The organism is Paenibacillus faecalis (genome assembly GCF_900289175.1).
Lineage (GTDB): Bacteria > Bacillota > Bacilli > Paenibacillales > Paenibacillaceae > Paenibacillus_AQ > Paenibacillus_AQ faecalis.
On the sequence record NZ_LT985747.1, the window covers coordinates 4,070,627 to 4,085,955 of the forward strand.

At 47.4% G+C, this 15,329-nt stretch carries 16 protein-coding genes and 1 riboswitch; of the genes, 7 read left to right on the plus strand and 9 right to left on the minus strand.

All coding sequences use genetic code 11. The features are described from left to right. Positions 1-3: 3 nt before the first annotated feature. Together C8268_RS19095 and C8268_RS19100 are read right to left on the minus strand one after the other, a co-directional pair. The gene (locus C8268_RS19095) at positions 4-1,161 is read right to left on the minus strand and encodes an EndoU domain-containing protein (protein ID WP_106769132.1); all 1,158 of its coding nucleotides are present in this window, start codon (positions 1,159-1,161) and stop codon (positions 4-6) included. A gap of 228 nt (positions 1,162-1,389) precedes the next feature. After that, positions 1,390-2,451: an EAL domain-containing protein gene (locus C8268_RS19100; RefSeq protein ID WP_106769133.1), complete on the minus strand. Its 1,062-nt coding sequence runs from the start codon at positions 2,449-2,451 to the stop codon at positions 1,390-1,392. Between the two features lie 213 nt (positions 2,452-2,664). Further along, positions 2,665-2,776: riboswitch (TPP riboswitch) on the plus strand. A gap of 258 nt (positions 2,777-3,034) precedes the next feature. Between C8268_RS19100 and C8268_RS19105 the strand changes: the two genes are divergently transcribed. The 5 genes from C8268_RS19105 to C8268_RS19125 all read left to right on the plus strand — a co-directional run bounded on the left by C8268_RS19105 (position 3,035) and on the right by C8268_RS19125 (position 6,960). Next, on the plus strand, positions 3,035-4,015 hold the full coding sequence (locus C8268_RS19105) for an ABC transporter substrate-binding protein (RefSeq protein ID WP_106770032.1): 981 nt from the start codon (positions 3,035-3,037) through the stop codon (positions 4,013-4,015). Positions 4,016-4,068: 53 nt separating this feature from the next. Next, positions 4,069-4,362 carry an MTH1187 family thiamine-binding protein gene (locus tag C8268_RS19110; RefSeq protein ID WP_106769134.1) on the plus strand — a complete coding sequence of 98 codons (294 nt, stop codon included), beginning with the start codon at positions 4,069-4,071 and terminating at the stop codon, positions 4,360-4,362. Then, positions 4,359-5,120 carry an ABC transporter permease gene (locus C8268_RS19115; RefSeq protein ID WP_106769135.1) on the plus strand — a complete coding sequence of 254 codons (762 nt, stop codon included), beginning with the start codon at positions 4,359-4,361 and terminating at the stop codon, positions 5,118-5,120. Before C8268_RS19110 ends, C8268_RS19115 begins: the two co-directional genes overlap by 4 nt. A gap of 38 nt (positions 5,121-5,158) precedes the next feature. Beyond that, the gene (locus C8268_RS19120; RefSeq protein ID WP_106769136.1) at positions 5,159-6,001 is read left to right on the plus strand and encodes an ABC transporter ATP-binding protein; all 843 of its coding nucleotides are present in this window, start codon (positions 5,159-5,161) and stop codon (positions 5,999-6,001) included. A 128-nt stretch (positions 6,002-6,129) separates the two neighbouring features. After that, entirely contained in the window at positions 6,130-6,960 is an 831-nt protein-coding gene (locus C8268_RS19125; RefSeq protein WP_106769137.1) for a TatD family hydrolase, read from the plus strand. A gap of 14 nt (positions 6,961-6,974) precedes the next feature. On the opposite strand, the gene C8268_RS19130 is transcribed toward C8268_RS19125, so the two are convergent. Continuing rightward, positions 6,975-7,727, minus strand: a complete 753-nt coding sequence (locus C8268_RS19130) for an exodeoxyribonuclease III (RefSeq protein ID WP_106769138.1) — start codon at positions 7,725-7,727, stop codon at positions 6,975-6,977. 211 nt (positions 7,728-7,938) lie between these two features. On the opposite strand from C8268_RS19130, the gene C8268_RS22790 reads away from it, so the two are divergent. Next, positions 7,939-8,085, plus strand: a complete 147-nt coding sequence (locus tag C8268_RS22790; protein ID WP_158702781.1) for a hypothetical protein — start codon at positions 7,939-7,941, stop codon at positions 8,083-8,085. A gap of 139 nt (positions 8,086-8,224) precedes the next feature. Then, positions 8,225-8,569, plus strand: coding sequence for a DUF4181 domain-containing protein (locus C8268_RS19135; RefSeq protein WP_106769139.1), 345 nt, complete (start codon positions 8,225-8,227; stop codon positions 8,567-8,569). 184 nt (positions 8,570-8,753) lie between these two features. On the opposite strand, the gene C8268_RS19140 is transcribed toward C8268_RS19135, so the two are convergent. From C8268_RS19140 to nfsA, 6 genes are all read right to left on the minus strand, one after another. After that, positions 8,754-10,736, minus strand: a complete 1,983-nt coding sequence (locus C8268_RS19140; RefSeq protein ID WP_234032902.1) for a TRAP transporter permease — start codon at positions 10,734-10,736, stop codon at positions 8,754-8,756. Further along, positions 10,723-11,211 carry a DUF1850 domain-containing protein gene (locus C8268_RS19145; protein WP_158702782.1) on the minus strand — a complete coding sequence of 163 codons (489 nt, stop codon included), beginning with the start codon at positions 11,209-11,211 and terminating at the stop codon, positions 10,723-10,725. Before C8268_RS19145 ends, C8268_RS19140 begins: the two co-directional genes overlap by 14 nt. 101 nt (positions 11,212-11,312) lie before the next feature. Then, positions 11,313-12,263 (minus strand): TAXI family TRAP transporter solute-binding subunit, encoded by a 951-nt coding sequence (locus C8268_RS19150; protein ID WP_106769141.1) that lies wholly within the window; start codon positions 12,261-12,263, stop codon positions 11,313-11,315. A gap of 79 nt (positions 12,264-12,342) precedes the next feature. Then, positions 12,343-13,386, minus strand: a complete 1,044-nt coding sequence (locus C8268_RS19155) for a hypothetical protein (RefSeq protein WP_106769142.1) — start codon at positions 13,384-13,386, stop codon at positions 12,343-12,345. Positions 13,387-13,488: 102 nt separating this feature from the next. Next, complete coding sequence (locus C8268_RS19160; RefSeq protein ID WP_158702783.1) at positions 13,489-14,394, minus strand: LysR family transcriptional regulator; 906 nt, start codon at positions 14,392-14,394, stop codon at positions 13,489-13,491. Between the two features lie 151 nt (positions 14,395-14,545). Beyond that, on the minus strand, positions 14,546-15,289 hold the full coding sequence (gene nfsA / locus C8268_RS19165; protein WP_106769144.1) for an oxygen-insensitive NADPH nitroreductase: 744 nt from the start codon (positions 15,287-15,289) through the stop codon (positions 14,546-14,548). Positions 15,290-15,329: the final 40 nt, after the last annotated feature.

Here is a 15,329-nt window from a genome sequence, read left to right on the forward strand (position 1 = left end):
TCCCTACTTTCCCTCAAATGAAGGATGAAAATTTGTGATGTTCCCACTATCATCAAGATATCCCGTAAATCTAAGTCCATTAGATGAATATCCAATCACTAATCTCCCATTAATCACACCATTCTCCATAGCTTCTTTCCCCCATACGATCATTTGTTCATTTGAAATTACATTAGGATCATAGACTGTTTTTGGTTGAGGGATATTTTTATATTGGTCAGGCACTACCTTCAATTCCCTGTCTAGCGCGGGAAGTCTATACTCTATTTCATAAACCCCAGTAACTGTAGGATGTGGAGTTCTTAAGACAATGACATCATCCAGCTTCCAGCCTTGATCCGTCAGAATTTTTTCAAAGTTTTCTAAACTATGGCCTCCGACAACACCTTTATTCCCTTTTCTAACTATCCCTTGTGCATTTATCATATGATCGGCAAAGTTATCAACATACTCGAAATTATTCTTAATTACTGGTACACCATCACCCTCCCCCTCATCCTTCTTAGGAGGCCCATCTCCGTCACCGTTCTTCTTGACTCCAACCCTACCGAGAATGTACCCTCCTGCGAGCATGGCCCCCTGCTCTCCCAAATAGTTTGCCGTACCGCCGGATTCATTGATTTTCTCATTAAATTCTTCTCGGGTTTTGTCATCAACCATCATTTTGGCTCCCCAAACGCCTGTGTCGATGACTTCCTCCACCGTTCCGATTGTAGCATTGTAGGCCATTTGTCCCAACGTTCCTAACGGATCCTCATACAGCGCTTTTCCAGTATCCACGATGGACTCCCCTAAGTTTATCGCTCCAGCTTTTATCCCTTCCCCAAAATCTTCAAGGTGATCTTGCCATGTTTTCGGCTCCTCATCACTAGAACTAACAGGGATGATGGGATGCATCTCTCCGTCAAACAGTAAAAACCTGCCGGCAATGTTCTTTAATTCCCCGCTAATGGAATTCATCAGTTCAATCGTCAACGTCATCTCTTTATTCGCTCTCTGAAAATCCTCAAAGAACCGCTGCCGGGTCGTTCCCTCCCATACCAGCATGGTGTTAATTTGCGAATTCAACGAGCCAACCATCCACTCTAATTGGATGGATGCTTGTTCAAATTGATCTGCCACTTTGAACAACAGCTGGGGAAGAACAAGAATCCTGGACATAAACTACTAACCTCTCCATAATGTACTATACCGATTCTAATACTTTACAAATTAATGAAAAAGGTTCCAAAGTCCTTCACCCTAAATCCCCATACCCCGTTGTTATACGTAACTCAGTTCATTTCCCAATAAAAATAGCTGTCGAACTTATGAAGCAGCTCGACAGCATGACAAATAAAGAGTCTTTCCTCATTGATATTCTTTTGCAAAATAGATTAAATAGATTACTTAAGCAGATCCTAACGAGCAGCGTAATAAGCTCTCCTTACAATCGCTCGCCGGACGGCTGGCAGGCTTTCCGAATAAATATCCCTGGGCCAATTCAATGCCGATTTCACAGCAATGCTCGAATTCTTCTAGCCGCTCAATGCCTTCAGCCAGCACTTTAGCTCCAAATTCACGAGCGGTGTTCACAATTTTCAGCAATTGTTTCTGCGATGCTGTATTCACATCACAGTGGTCAATAAGACTGCGGTCGATTTTTACATAATCCGGCTGCAACCGAACCATCTGTTCAAGCGTGGAATATCCGGCTCCGACATCATCCATCGCTACGGAGATTCCGTTTCGCCGATACACTTCAAAAATAGACTGAAGATGCTTTACATCATCTATAGGCTCTGTCTCCACTACCTCAAACACAAAATCGGTCGGTTCAAGCGATAGCCGTTCAATCGTTTCAAAGGTATGACTTAAACAAAATTCAGGATTATATATGGAAGAAGGCAAAAAGTTTACAAAACGCTTCACGCCCTTTGGCAGCCAATGAGCGCTCGTCTCTATAGCAGATATTCTGGCCGCTCGATCCAGGAAAGAATGAAGCCCTGTCTTGCGAGCCGCTTCAAACAGCTCAGAGGGCTGAAAGGGTATCCCCTTTTCGCTTGGACGCAGCAAAAACTCATAAGCGACAACACGCTTGGAACAATCTACAATCGGCTGCATAAAACTCGTAAACTGCTTCTCCAAAATAATGCTGACAACATCATACTGCTGCATATGTTTATCAAATTGTTGCAGAGATATCCATGGATGCTGACAATCTCCTGCGCTTGTTCCCATTACATTGAATTTCAATTGTTGCCTGATGCTCAAAGGAAGTTCTTGCATAAGCTGCATTAAGGAGAGTAAGTTGTCACAGTTACTGTAATAAACAGCACAGCCTTCCGATGTCTCCTCTACTGTACAGCCTTTTTCGCGGAACAGCAAAACCAGCTCGGGCAATACCGGGCTTAAATGGATCATTCCCTGGTCCTCAATCGGTTCGATGGTGCTGCAGTTATTGCAAAACATGTTCGTCCTCCTCAGCAAGCTGACTCACTATACTTCTTATCGGTTAAAAGGTGGAAAAACTTTTGTCGTTATCCACATTTTTTTATGATAAAACCGTGTTTTAAGCTGAAGTATAGATCTGCCAGTCGTCGTCATCCGATATCTCTTTACTGGACAGATATGAAACGCCGGACTATAATACATGTAATTAATGATAAAGTATATGAACAAACTTCATAGTAACCGGGGTGCTGGGATTGGCCGGCTGAGAGTGTATGCCTAAACATACTGACCCTTTAAACCTGATCTGGGTAATGCCAGCGTAGGAAAGTGTATGAGAGCGGTCTCTTGATCGCCGCCAAACTTTGCGCTAGTGCGCCCCGATTATCGGGGCGTTTTTTTGTGATTAGGAGCAGTAAAGGCCTCGTTATCTTGTTAACAGGATGACTTCGTAGTTGCGAAATACGGTAAAAAAGGCCCTTTGCTTCTAAAATCGACAAACCATTCTCCCAGCCTTTCTATTGTATGAAGTATATGTTCGAAAGGAGAGAAACCATTGGTAAGGGTTAAAAAATGGACCTCACTGTTAATCATTTGTGTATTGATGCTTGTTGCTGCTGGCTGCGGAAACAATGGAAAACCGGGTAGCGAGGAAGCCGGTGAACCAAACAAACCTGCTGAACTAAGGGACGTTCAGGTGATGCTGGACTGGTCAGCCAACACGAATCATACCGGACTTTATGCGGCAAAAGATCTTGGATATTACGAAGAGGAAGGCCTGAACGTCAAGATCGTACAACCGGGCGCTGGCGGCAGTGATGCTCTGGTCGCATCAGGCAAGGCTGACTTTGGTGTCAGCTATCAGGAAAGCGTCACGCTGGCCAGAACTCAAGGCGTTCCGCTCGTTTCAATCGCAGCCGTCATTCAGCATAACACGTCCGGATTTGCCGCTCCGGTTGACCGAAATATTAAAACAGCAGCCGATTTCGAAGGTAAAGCCTACGGCGGCTGGGGCTCACCTGTAGAAGAAGCAGTGATGAAATCCATCATGGAGAAGGATAACGCGGATGTAAGCAAGGTTAATATAGTAAATATGGGCGATGCGGATTTTTTCACTGCCGTGAAGCGTGATATTGATTTTGCCTGGATCTTTTACGCCTGGACCGGTATTGAAGCGGAGCTTCGCGGTCAGGAACTGGATATGATCTATGTAAAAGACTACGCGGAAGAACTGGATTACTACACACCTGTCCTTGTCACCAGTGAGAAATTGATCGATGATGATCCAGAATTGGTCAAAGCCTTCATGCGCGCTACAGCGAAAGGCTATGACTATGCGATCGAAAACCCGGAGGAAGCTGCTGCCCTTCTCTCCAAAGCCGTACCTGAACTGGATAAAGAGCTGGTGCTGGCCAGTCAAAAATGGATCAGCCCACGCTATCAGGATGATGCACCGCGTTGGGGAGAGCAGAAGGAAAGCGTATGGAAGGGCTATGCCGATTGGATGTATGAAAGTAAACTGCTGGACGAGCCGCTTGAGGCAAAGAGCGCGTTTACGAATGATTTTTTACCGGAAAGTCCGTAAGTTTTTAGCTGCAAATCACACATACAATTAAACGGAAAGGATGAGATAAGATCATGGCAAGTACACTGCTTAGCATTCAAGTTATTCCTAAAACACCCGATGGCCGGGACAGCATCCCTTATGTAGACGCTGCGATCAAGGTTATTCAAGAATCCGGCGTCAAATATCAAGTGAATGCACTGGAAACGACACTGGAGGGAGAATTGCCGGAGCTGCTGAAGGTTGTGAATGATATGCACGAGGCGCTTTTGGAGGCAGGGTGTCCAAGCATCATATCCCAAGTGAAAATCGCCCAATATCCTGAAGGAATCAGCATGGAGCAGCTGACCGAGAAATATCGTCCATGAGGATTTGGTGGAACCGTTTGTGGCCGCCCGCTGTGGCGGTCCTCTTGTTTTTGTTCGTGTGGCAGCTGGGCGTATCCGTGTTCCATGTCGAAGACTGGATTTTGCCTCCACCTTCGAACATCGTTCGTGAAGCCGCTGCAGGGGCGGAAGATCTGCTTGGTCATACGCTGGCTACTCTTCAACTGACACTGTTTGGTTTCGCCATCGGAACAACGGTCGGGCTGATCATCGCGCTGCTGCTCCATCTGGTACCTTGGCTGAAAACAGCACTGTATCCGCTTCTTGTCATGAGCCAAAATGTCCCGACTATTGCGCTGGCCCCACTGCTTATGATCTGGTTCGGTTTTGGAATTTTGCCTAAAATCATTGTCATTACGCTCGTATGTTTTTTCCCGGTAGCGGTATCCGCCATGGATGGCTTGTCTCGTACGGATCGCACGATGATGAATTATATGAAAATGGCTGGCGCAAGCAAATGGCAAACGTTCCGCAAACTGGAGCTGCCCTATGCCCTTCCCTCTATCTTCTCCGGCGTCAGGATTGCAGCCACCTATTCGGTCATGGGCGCGGTCATCGGGGAGTGGATCGGGTCGGACAAAGGGATCGGGTATTTCATGATGCTGCAAAAATCGGCATACCGTACCGACCGCATGTTTGTTGCTATTTTTGTCGTTGTCCTATTAAGTTTGTTAATGGTCGCACTCATTACCTTGCTGGAGAGACGGCTGGTCCGATGGAACCCGCAGCAAGATAAGTAAATTGCTTGCTTCATTAACAATCAAGGAGGTGCTTTCATATGGAAAATCAATTGGATCTGACTCACGAGCAGTACAAAATCAATCAACCTGATAGCCAAACACACAACTCCACTTCGCCTGTGCTGGAAGCACGCGGCATTCGCAAATCATTTCGTGAACGCAAGCAGGAGGTTCATGTACTGGACGATCTTTCTATAAAGGTACAGCCTGGACAATTTGTTTCCATTATCGGCCCTTCCGGAAGCGGAAAAAGCACGCTGTTTCACATCATCGGCGGACTGACTGCGCCCGATGCCGGGAGCATATGGATGGATGGCCGGGAAGTAACCGGTCAAAAGGGCTTGATCGCCTATATGCCGCAACAGCCGGCCCTCTTCCCGTGGCGCACGGTTGAAGATAACGTACTTCTTCCGCGCGAACTAGCTGGCATGTCTGGCGAACAGGCCCGGGAGGAAACGCAGCTATGGATTGATCGGGCGGGACTAACCGGGTTTGAGAAGGCTTATCCCCATACGTTATCCGGCGGCATGCAGCAGCGGGCCGCATTTCTGCGTGCGATGATGAGTCCGCATGAAGTAATGTGCCTGGACGAGCCGTTCAGTGCGCTTGACGCACTGACACGCAGTGACATGCAGCGGTGGCTGCTCGATATATGGGAAGAGCATCGACGCTCTGTACTGATGATTACACATCATATTGAAGAAGCTCTACTTCTATCCGATGTTGTGTACGTCATGTCGAGCCGTCCCGCTTCTATCCTGCAAAAGATCGAAGTGCCCTTCCCTCGCCCGCGCCTGGAGCATATTACGGCAGATCCGTCTTTTCTGACCTTAAAGCATGACATCTCGGAAATGCTGCGCGAAGAGCTGAAGAAGCGTTGAACTTTGGAGCTTTGGAGCTTTGGAGCTTTGGAGCTTTGGCAGTGAGCTTTCACCGTATACATCTTTTTGCGCGCTAGGTCTAGCGTTATACGATCAGGCCCACTCTATCTATGAAAGGAGATGACCAAATGGCTTACGTTCATACCCAACTAGATACAGACTCCTTGAACAATCCCTTGATCGATACCCACATCCATATAGACTCGTATCCTGTAGACCAGCAGCTTTCCATTCTTGAAAGCTTGCCGGGATGCGAAGTAGACACGATCATTTCCGTATCCATGCATTTGGGATCCTGTCAGCGTAATTTGGAGCTGGCTCGCCAATACATTGGACGCGTGCAAGCTGCCTTTGGCTTTCACCCCGAGCAAGAAATACCGTCTCCTGCCGCAATCAACGCTTTATTCGACTTCATGGAAAGCCATGTTGATGAGATGGTTGCCGTAGGAGAGGTTGGGCTGCCATATTACTCCCGGCTTGAAGCGCTGTCCGGCGGCAAGAAATGGGACAATCGACCTTACGAGGACCTGCTGGAGCAATTCATCATAATCGCCAAAAAACATGACAAGCCCATCATCCTTCATGCAGTTTATGAAGACGCTAATATTGCCTGTGACCTGTTAGAGAAGCATGGCGTAACATCCGCTCACTTCCATTGGTTCAAGGGAGCGCCGGAAACGATTCAGCGAATGGCTGAATCAGGCTACTACATCTCATTCACCCCCGACCTCATCTACGAAGAGGAAATCCGGGAGCTGGCACGAGTGTATCCGGCCAAACAGGTGATGACCGAAACGGACGGGCCGTGGCCGTTCGAGGGACCGTTTCAAGGTCAGATGACACACCCGCACATGACTGCCGACGTCGCAGCAGCCTGGGCCGAGATTCAAGGCCTTGACCAGCCCGCAGCACGCCGTATCTTGTACGACAATGCCCGGCGGTTTTATCGGCTGGGATGACGAGTTTAATGTGTTTAACTTAAATGCAGCGCAACCGGACAATGATCACTGCCCATCACATGACAGTCGATTTCCGCCTCCATTACCTTCTCCGCCACCCGGGCGGATACGAGGAAATAATCGATACGCCAGCCGATATTGCGCTCTCTCACCTTTGGCATATAGGACCACCAGCTGTAGACATCGGTGCGATCCGGGTACAAAAAGCGAAAAGTGTCGATAAATCCAGACGCCAAAAGCTCCGTCATCTTTCCTCGCTCCTCCAGTGTAAAGCCGGAGTTGCCCATATTGGATTTCGCATTTTTCAGGTCGATCTCCTGATGCGCTACATTTAAGTCGCCGCATACGATAACTGGCTTAATCTTATCCAGCTCCAGCAAATAACGGCGGAACCTCTCCTCCCATTCAAGCCTGTAGTCTAACCGACTAAGGTCACGCTTAGCATTCGGTGTATATACGTTCACGAGATAAAAGCTATCAAATTCCAGAGTGATAATTCTTCCTTCCGGCTCGCTATCTTCTTCGATGCCATATCGAACGGATAAGGGCGGTATTTTCGTAAACACCGCGGTGCCGGAATAACCTTTCTTTATAGCATAATTCCAGTATTGTTCGTATTCAGGACCCAGATCAAGCTCGATCTGCCCTTCCTGCAGCTTCGTTTCTTGAATACAAAATATATCGGCATCCGCCTGTTTAAAATAGTCAAGAAACCCTTTTTTCACACAGGCTCTAAGGCCGTTGACATTCCAGGATACCAACTTCACGATCCTATCCTCCAATCAATGTTTCTCTAAGTCTTTCAAATTCTATTATCTTAACATGGGTGCCTTACGGTGACAATCTTGTTCGCATCTTCATAAAAACATCGATAAACGTATAGTCAGCCTCTGCCAGTAATAAACTATAAGCTATGCGGCATTTCACCGTAAATATGAAGCTTTCCTATAAGCTAACAAAACATCGAAGGAGGACTTGATGATGACAGGAAGAAATAACAAGCCAAAAAATGACGGACCTTCCAGCAGTCCGGACCGCCTGGATCAATACGGGGATAAGATTGGTTCCGATAACGAAGAGGAGTTCACCTCTGCTGCCGAAGAGCATTGCCGCGAGGATGAATAGCTTTATTCACTCTGAAAAAAAGGGCTTTTTGAAGGCTTTAACTTCGAAAAGCCCTTGCTTTTGTTCTTTCATCCATTTACACTCTTTTTTATTCTGTTGTACAGTTAAGACAGAAGTTTAGACACATCAGGAGGTTCGAATGCAAGGGATTGAATTATTTTTGCTCTATGTTCTGGCTATCATTTTGGTGGAGTTCATTTTAAAGAGATTCATCATAAAAGGCGATCGAGAAAAAATATATACTACGACTTTTCTTTTGGTGATGGGCTTTTTTGCATTAATCATTGTCGTTCTCTTTACTGTTGTGCTGTATTCAGGTACTGCTATGAGCTACCTGCTGAGCTACATCGCTATATTAGCTTGCTTGGCTTTCGGATTCCGCGCTTTCATGGAAGGGAAATTTATCAGAGAAACCAACAGTCACTTCGTTTCATTGATTTCGCTAGCTATTTCCTTCGTTTTTGCCATTATACTGCGCAGCTAAGATAGTGTTAGACATGATATATCAATGATAAAACAACCAAAAGGTCGAGTACGGGAGAATGAAGTGACCCCATAAAGTTAGACACAACTAACTACTATTGGGGTGCAGTTCACTTCTCCTAACTCGACCTTTTTCGAATTCAAGTACTTTTACCAACTGCCTCCAAATGAATCACGCTAGGCTATTACACGCTTTGTTGAATGTTCGGACGTTTACCTTTGCCGCCCATATACTGAGCGATCAGCAGTACGACAAACAGTGCTAGACCGATAACGTCTGTAAAGCCTTCCGGAATAATAAGCATCAAACCGGCGGCAATCGCTAGCAGCCGCTCAACCCAATGGCTCTTGCGCACCCAATGACCGATAATACCGGTACTGATTGCTATCATGCCGACAAGAGCTGTCATGACGTACCAGGAAGCCTCATACCACGTCGTATCGACCAGAATAAGTGCCGGCGATAATACAAACATGTAAGGAATGATGAACGCCGCGATCGCCAGCTTTGCGGAGAGGATTCCGGTCTTAATCGGCTCTCCGCCCGATACCCCTGAGGCGGCAAACGCCGCCAATGCCACCGGAGGTGTTATATCTGCTACAATGCCGAAATAAAACACAAACAGATGCGCAGCGATATCCGGTACGCCGAGCATAATAACGGCCGGAGCAGCTATCGTTGATGTAATAATGTAGTTAGCCGTCGTAGGCGACCCCATACCTAATACAAGAGAGGCCACCATTGTAAAGAACAGTGTCAACAGCAGGACGCCGCCAGCCATATCAACCAGGCCATTCGCCAGCTTTAAGCCAAGGCCCGTCAATGTGACTACTCCGACAATGATACCCGCCGCTGCCGTGGCCGCCGCCACGCCAAGCGCTGTCCGTGCTCCATCAATCAGGGCGTCAATCAGGTCCATGAAACGCAGCTTCTCTTTCTGGGACAGCTTATGGATAATCCCGACAACAATCGTAACGGCAATGGACCACAGAGCTGCTCTCGTTACGCTCATACCGGTTGTCAGCAAAGCAACGACCGCAACAATCGGCAACAACAAATACAGATTTTTTAAAATACGTTTGCGGTCCGGCATTTCTTCTTTCGTTAGTCCCCGCAAACCGATGCGCTTCGCTTCAAAGTGGGTCATGATCCAAATTCCCGAAAAATAAAGCAGCGCCGGGATGATAGCCGCCTTCACAATATCCCAGTAAGTCGTGCCGCCACCGATGAATTCCACCATCAGGAACGCTGCCGCCCCCATGATCGGCGGCATCAACTGGCCGCCCGTCGATGACGAAGCTTCGACGGCTCCGGCGAATTCCTTACTGTATCCAAGCCGTTTCATCATCGGAATCGTAAACGATCCGGATGTCACAACATTGGAGACGGCACTGCCGCTTATCGTGCCTTGTAGGGCACTTGAGAATATGGCGACCTTCGCTGGTCCTCCGATGCGTCGTCCGGCAATCGTCAATGCAAAGTCATTGAAATATTGGCCTACACCGGTCTTTACCAAAAATGCACCGAACAGCAAGAATAGAAAAATAAACGTTGACGATACTTTAAGCGGTGTTCCCAAAATACCGTCCGTTCCGAAATACATCGTTCCAAGGAGCCGCTCCAAGTCAATGCCTGGATGGTTCAGGAAGCTCGGCATATATGGGCCGAAATAGGCATACACCAGAAACAGCAATGCAACGAGCGAAATCGGGAATCCGACCACTCTCCGTGCCGCCTCCAAGACGAGAAGGACGGCTGCTGCTGCCACCGTAATATCAAGCGTTGACAATATCCCCGCTTTTGAAGCAAGCTCCTCAAAGTTAATCGGCCAATAAAGCCCTACCGAGATGCCTGCCGCCGCGAGCAAAGCGTCATACCAAGGTATTTGAAACCTCCGGCGCTTAAGTTTTCTCTTTCTGGAAATTGGAAACAACAAAAAGATAAGACCTAGCGCGAATGCCAAATGCACCGATCGCTGAATTTGCGCGGGCAATATGACAAATGACGAATATAATTGAAAGATCGAAAAGCTCAGCAGACCGATCGATACAATCCACGCCATCCTGCCCTTATATTTTCTATAACCGGCTTCCGGATCGTACTGTTCCAACAGCTTCTCCGTCTGTTCTTCAGATAGTTGTTCATCTGCGACATTAGTTTCTGCCAAGGAGATTCGCCCCTTTCATCATCTGCCATAAACTGATCTTTCTCGCATTAAGACGTATCCATGAGCTTGGCTTGGCTACCGAGGAAAATGCAATATACTGGTTTCGAATGGTCAAGCCATGCTCAGGAAATAGCTGGGCTATACGGATGTCTAATTGGTCTAAAGCACGGTTCATGCCGGATACCGAATAATACCCGTCTTCTACCGAAAATGTCTCCCCATGCTCTGCATTCGACGGCATACCGATGGCAAATTCGGAATATTCAATCCGGTCCTGTACGATTTGTCCATCTTGTAGATGATAAGACTCAATGACGGGCGTTTTGTGAATGGAATGAATAAAGCGAATTTCAAACGTTTCCCCGTCTTCCAAGCGGCCATAGGCGATAATCTTTCCCGAATCCTCCCGCTCGATCGCCAGTACATCGACCAGCGGAACAAACCATACCGACAGCAATATGATAACGGCAGCCACGTAGACAGCTCGCCTAACGCCTGGACGTTTCCGGCTTTGTATGCAAGCTCTAGCCATGATAAATAAGCGAGACTGAAGCGATCAACGCTTCAGTCATTGCTTTATTTCAAACCTTTCTCCTTGAAATATTTATCCGCACCCGGGTGAATATCGATGTCCATGCCGTCTAAAGCGCTTTCAACATTGATAAATTCAGCTTTGGCATGACCGATTTCACCCACGTTGTCAAATATCGCTTTTGTCGCTTCGTAAACGGTCTCCTCATCCAGGTCAGCCCGGGCAACGAGCATCGCCAATACGGCAACCGTCTTGACATCCTCCTGCAAACCATACGTTCCGGCCTTGATCGTATCTTCGACATAGAACGGGTATTTTTCGGTCATTTCCTTGATTTTATCTTCGCTCATGCCGACGATACTGACGTCTTTAACCGCCTGCAAGCTGTCAACAGCTCCGGTCGGTGTCCCCGCCGTTACGAATGCGGCATCAATCGTGCCATCCTGGATACCCTCTGTCGATTCGTCAAATGACAGATGCTGCGCTTTAATATCTTCTGTAGTCATGCCGTGAATTTCTAAAATCTGAGATGCGCTCGCTTCCGTTCCACTTCCAGGTGCACCAATCGATACAACCTTGCCTTTTAGATCTTCAACCGTGTTGATACCTTTTTCTTTTAAAGTTACAATCTGCACCGTTTCCGGATACAATGTTGCAATGCCTTTAATGCTTGTGAGAGGTTCTTTGAACATTTGCTGGCCTTCCACCGCATAGCTTGCAATATCCGTCTGTGTGAAAGCGATATCAGCTTTCTTCGTGTTGATGAGATTCATATTTTCCGCAGATGCATTGGAAATTTGCGCCGTCGCCGTGTATTCTGTCTTATCACTGATGAGCTTAGCCATGCCGCCACCAAGCGGATAATATGTTCCTCCGGTCCCCCCTGTTACAACGCTTAGAGATTTACCGTTGCCGGCCCCACTGCAGCCGGAAGCAATGACGGCTGCCCCCAAAATCAATACAAACGTGAATAAAAGAGATCTTCGTTTTGCCATTCATTTACCTCCATTAATCTAATATTATTGGAAAATAATATATCAAAATGATAGCATATTTTAATTTTGGAAATCAATTTTATATATGTAATTTGTAAATTCTTTTTTTAGAGACATTTCGTAATAATCCGACGTCCACCATCGTGAGCAGCCCCGACGACACAGATGATGAAAGCAGTTTTGCAGTGTTAATGGCCATAGCTGCCGTTGCGGTATCACCGAATATTCCGTTCGGCACGACCATCTCCACCTGTTCTTGATCATCCGCCGTGACGATAACAATACGATCCGCTTGCTTCGCATCAAGTGCCATCGTTAAATCGAGACGGATTCGCACGCCCTCTGCAGCCATTCCCGCTGAAGTTTGCCACAAACCGATAACATCCCCCGGCTGCAGGTCGCACCAATCCAGCTGTAACGATTCTTCCGCAAGGACCGGCTCAATGCTGTTCTCCACATCGCCAAGTTGCAGACACAAACCATGGGCAATAAGCCGCAGCGATTCTTCGAGTCCGACATGGCCGATCCGATCCGCTTGTGCTAGCTCGTGAAATTGCTGCGGACTCATGCCGATGCCCACCTTCTTTTGCAGCGGTAAACGCCGTTTGCGCACATCGACCGCGCGCGTTACAGTAATTTGTGAAATCGTTGTAGTCGTTGCAGTCAAAAACAGCGCCATCATATCCATGATGTAACCAGGATTTACACCTGTACCGACAATGACGGCGCTGTGCTTGCGTGCGTATTCGTCTATCTGCTTCGCCAGTTCAGGGTAGCGGTGCCATGGATAAGCCAACTGCTCGCAAGTAGAGACGACGGAACAGCCGCACTCAATCAATTCCTTGATTTGCGGCCATACAGCCGGCAAATGGGAGCCAGTTGCATGAATGGCGATCGTATGACCGCGAACAGGGACGATGTCCCGTGCAGAACGAACGACCGCAACCCCTTTCCGCTCTAAGCCTGTCAGTTCGCCGATATCCCGGCTAACTTTTGCAGGATCAATATCTATCGCTCCGATAACATTCATGCCATCCATAAGCAAAGCACTTTTCAATATTTGTAAACCAATCGGACCCAAACCAAACACAATCACATTCGTTTCTTCACCTGTTCCATTCATGTTCTACATCTCCTTCTCTTCCTTTTTTTTGGCCATTTTATCATCTCCTTTTCAACACGAGAAATATAAAAAACTCATGAATTTATAAGCTCAAGTTATAAATTATTCCGCCGCAAACAATGGAAGCGCGGCCAGCGCCTGACGCACATGAAGCGGATGATAACCTTCCGTATTCCATACTGCCGAAATCGAACTGTCGAGCCGCTGTTTTGCCAGCGGAATCACCCGAATCGGATAGGTGACGAGTAAACTGGCCATATCGTTAGGCATGAGCGTGACGCCCAAACCACTTGCAATCAGATTGGCTAACGTCAGCAGCTCCGGGCCGACTCCCGTTGTATTCGGAACAAACCCCGCTGCCAAACAAGCTTGTTTCAGCAAGGAATGCAGCGACGGCGAATGGTTCGCATCATAATGCAGAAACATTTCGTGCCGCATTTCATACAGATCGACTGCTGCTTGCCCGGCAGCGGGATGGTCGCTTGCAACGACCAGCATTAAGGGATGCTTCGTAAATTCGATCATCTCAAGCGGAGGGCGAATCGCTTGTTTCGCATCAATAGGTGTTCTGATGAAGGCGATATCGCTTTCCATCCGCTCAACGAGATGAATGGCTTGCATGGAGGTCGTCTCCTGGATAATGAATCGAAAATCGGGAGTTGTTGCTTTAAGCCGCTTCAGCAGTTTGGGGACCCATATGCTGGCTGCTGACGGCACAGCGGTAATCTTGATCGTTGCTTCAGGGATCGTGCCGCTCTCTTGTATCGAGCGCAATACATACTCAATATGTTGAAATGACGGCTGCAGTTTGCGGAATAAATATTCGCCTTCTTCCGTAAGGGTAATTTTTCGCGTTGTCCTCCTCAGCAACTGAAAACCAAGACGGTTCTCCAGCGCTGCGATTTGCTGACTAAGTCCGGGCTGGGAAATATTCAGGTTTCGTGCAGCTTTACTGATGTTCAGTGTGTTTGCGATTTCAAGGAAATATCGCAAAGCTAATAAACTCACATCGATCACCCCTTTTTTATGCCATGTAAACAGTAGAGAACGATTGTATCTTCCTGTGATCTTATTATTTTAATAAAAACAGCACATCGTACTGATGTGCTGTCGTGCTGCTCATTTTTTTGTATAACTACATGCTGTCCGGTGTTCTGATCTAACGCTTCATCAAGCCTTTACTTTGCAGAAAATCCATCATATGCAGCCTCACCGGCTCCGATAGACGCTTCGCCATAACTTGCGACCAGGCTGAGGCCGACTTTCCACCGCTTCGCGCTCGCATATATTCCGTATATGTGTCATCGTAAGCTTGTACAGCTTCCACCGTTTTCGAAGCGTCATAGACTCCATGGTGAAGCACCCCTTCCAAAGGCAGACGAGGGCGAATCCCAGGATTCTGATCCGGATAACCGATACACATGCCAAATACCGGATATACCTGTTCGGGCAAATTCAGCCGTTCGGAAAATTGCGCGATATGGTTTCGCACGCCGCCGATATATACGATCCCGAGCCCCATGGACTCCGCAGCGATTGCAGCATTTTGCGCAGCCAGCGCGGCATCTACAGTTGCCACGATGAAATTTTCTACCGAATCCGCATAGCCCGGTTGATCACCTAGATGCGCCTCACTCACTTTTTGCAAACGATATAAATCTGCACACCAGACGAGAAAAACTGGACATTTTTCAATATAAGATTGATTACCCGACAGAGCTGACAACGCCCGCTTCTGCTCGAAATCGGTTACCGCAATTACACTGTAGGCCTGAACGTTGCTGGAGGTGGAAGCCATCTGCCCCGCCGCGATGATCCGTTCCAACTGCTCCCTGGTAACCTCCTTGTCCGAAAATTTACGGATGGATCGATGATTCATTAATAACGATAATGTTTCGTTCACTTTGCAACGTCACTCCAGTTCCTTGATTATAATGATATTA

Coding starts and splice junctions, on each gene's coding strand:
- C8268_RS19095 (WP_106769132.1), bottom strand. CDS start 1,161: ATGTCCAGGATTCTTGTTCTTCCCCAGCTGTTGTTCAAAGTGGCAGAT.
- C8268_RS19100 (WP_106769133.1), bottom strand. CDS start 2,451: ATGTTTTGCAATAACTGCAGCACCATCGAACCGATTGAGGACCAGGGA.
- C8268_RS19105 (WP_106770032.1), top strand. CDS start 3,035: ATGCTTGTTGCTGCTGGCTGCGGAAACAATGGAAAACCGGGTAGCGAG.
- C8268_RS19110 (WP_106769134.1), top strand. CDS start 4,069: ATGGCAAGTACACTGCTTAGCATTCAAGTTATTCCTAAAACACCCGAT.
- C8268_RS19115 (WP_106769135.1), top strand. CDS start 4,359: ATGAGGATTTGGTGGAACCGTTTGTGGCCGCCCGCTGTGGCGGTCCTC.
- C8268_RS19120 (WP_106769136.1), top strand. CDS start 5,159: ATGGAAAATCAATTGGATCTGACTCACGAGCAGTACAAAATCAATCAA.
- C8268_RS19125 (WP_106769137.1), top strand. CDS start 6,130: ATGGCTTACGTTCATACCCAACTAGATACAGACTCCTTGAACAATCCC.
- C8268_RS22790 (WP_158702781.1), top strand. CDS start 7,939: ATGATGACAGGAAGAAATAACAAGCCAAAAAATGACGGACCTTCCAGC.
- C8268_RS19135 (WP_106769139.1), top strand. CDS start 8,225: ATGCAAGGGATTGAATTATTTTTGCTCTATGTTCTGGCTATCATTTTG.
- C8268_RS19150 (WP_106769141.1), bottom strand. CDS start 12,263: ATGGCAAAACGAAGATCTCTTTTATTCACGTTTGTATTGATTTTGGGG.
- C8268_RS19155 (WP_106769142.1), bottom strand. CDS start 13,386: ATGAATGGAACAGGTGAAGAAACGAATGTGATTGTGTTTGGTTTGGGT.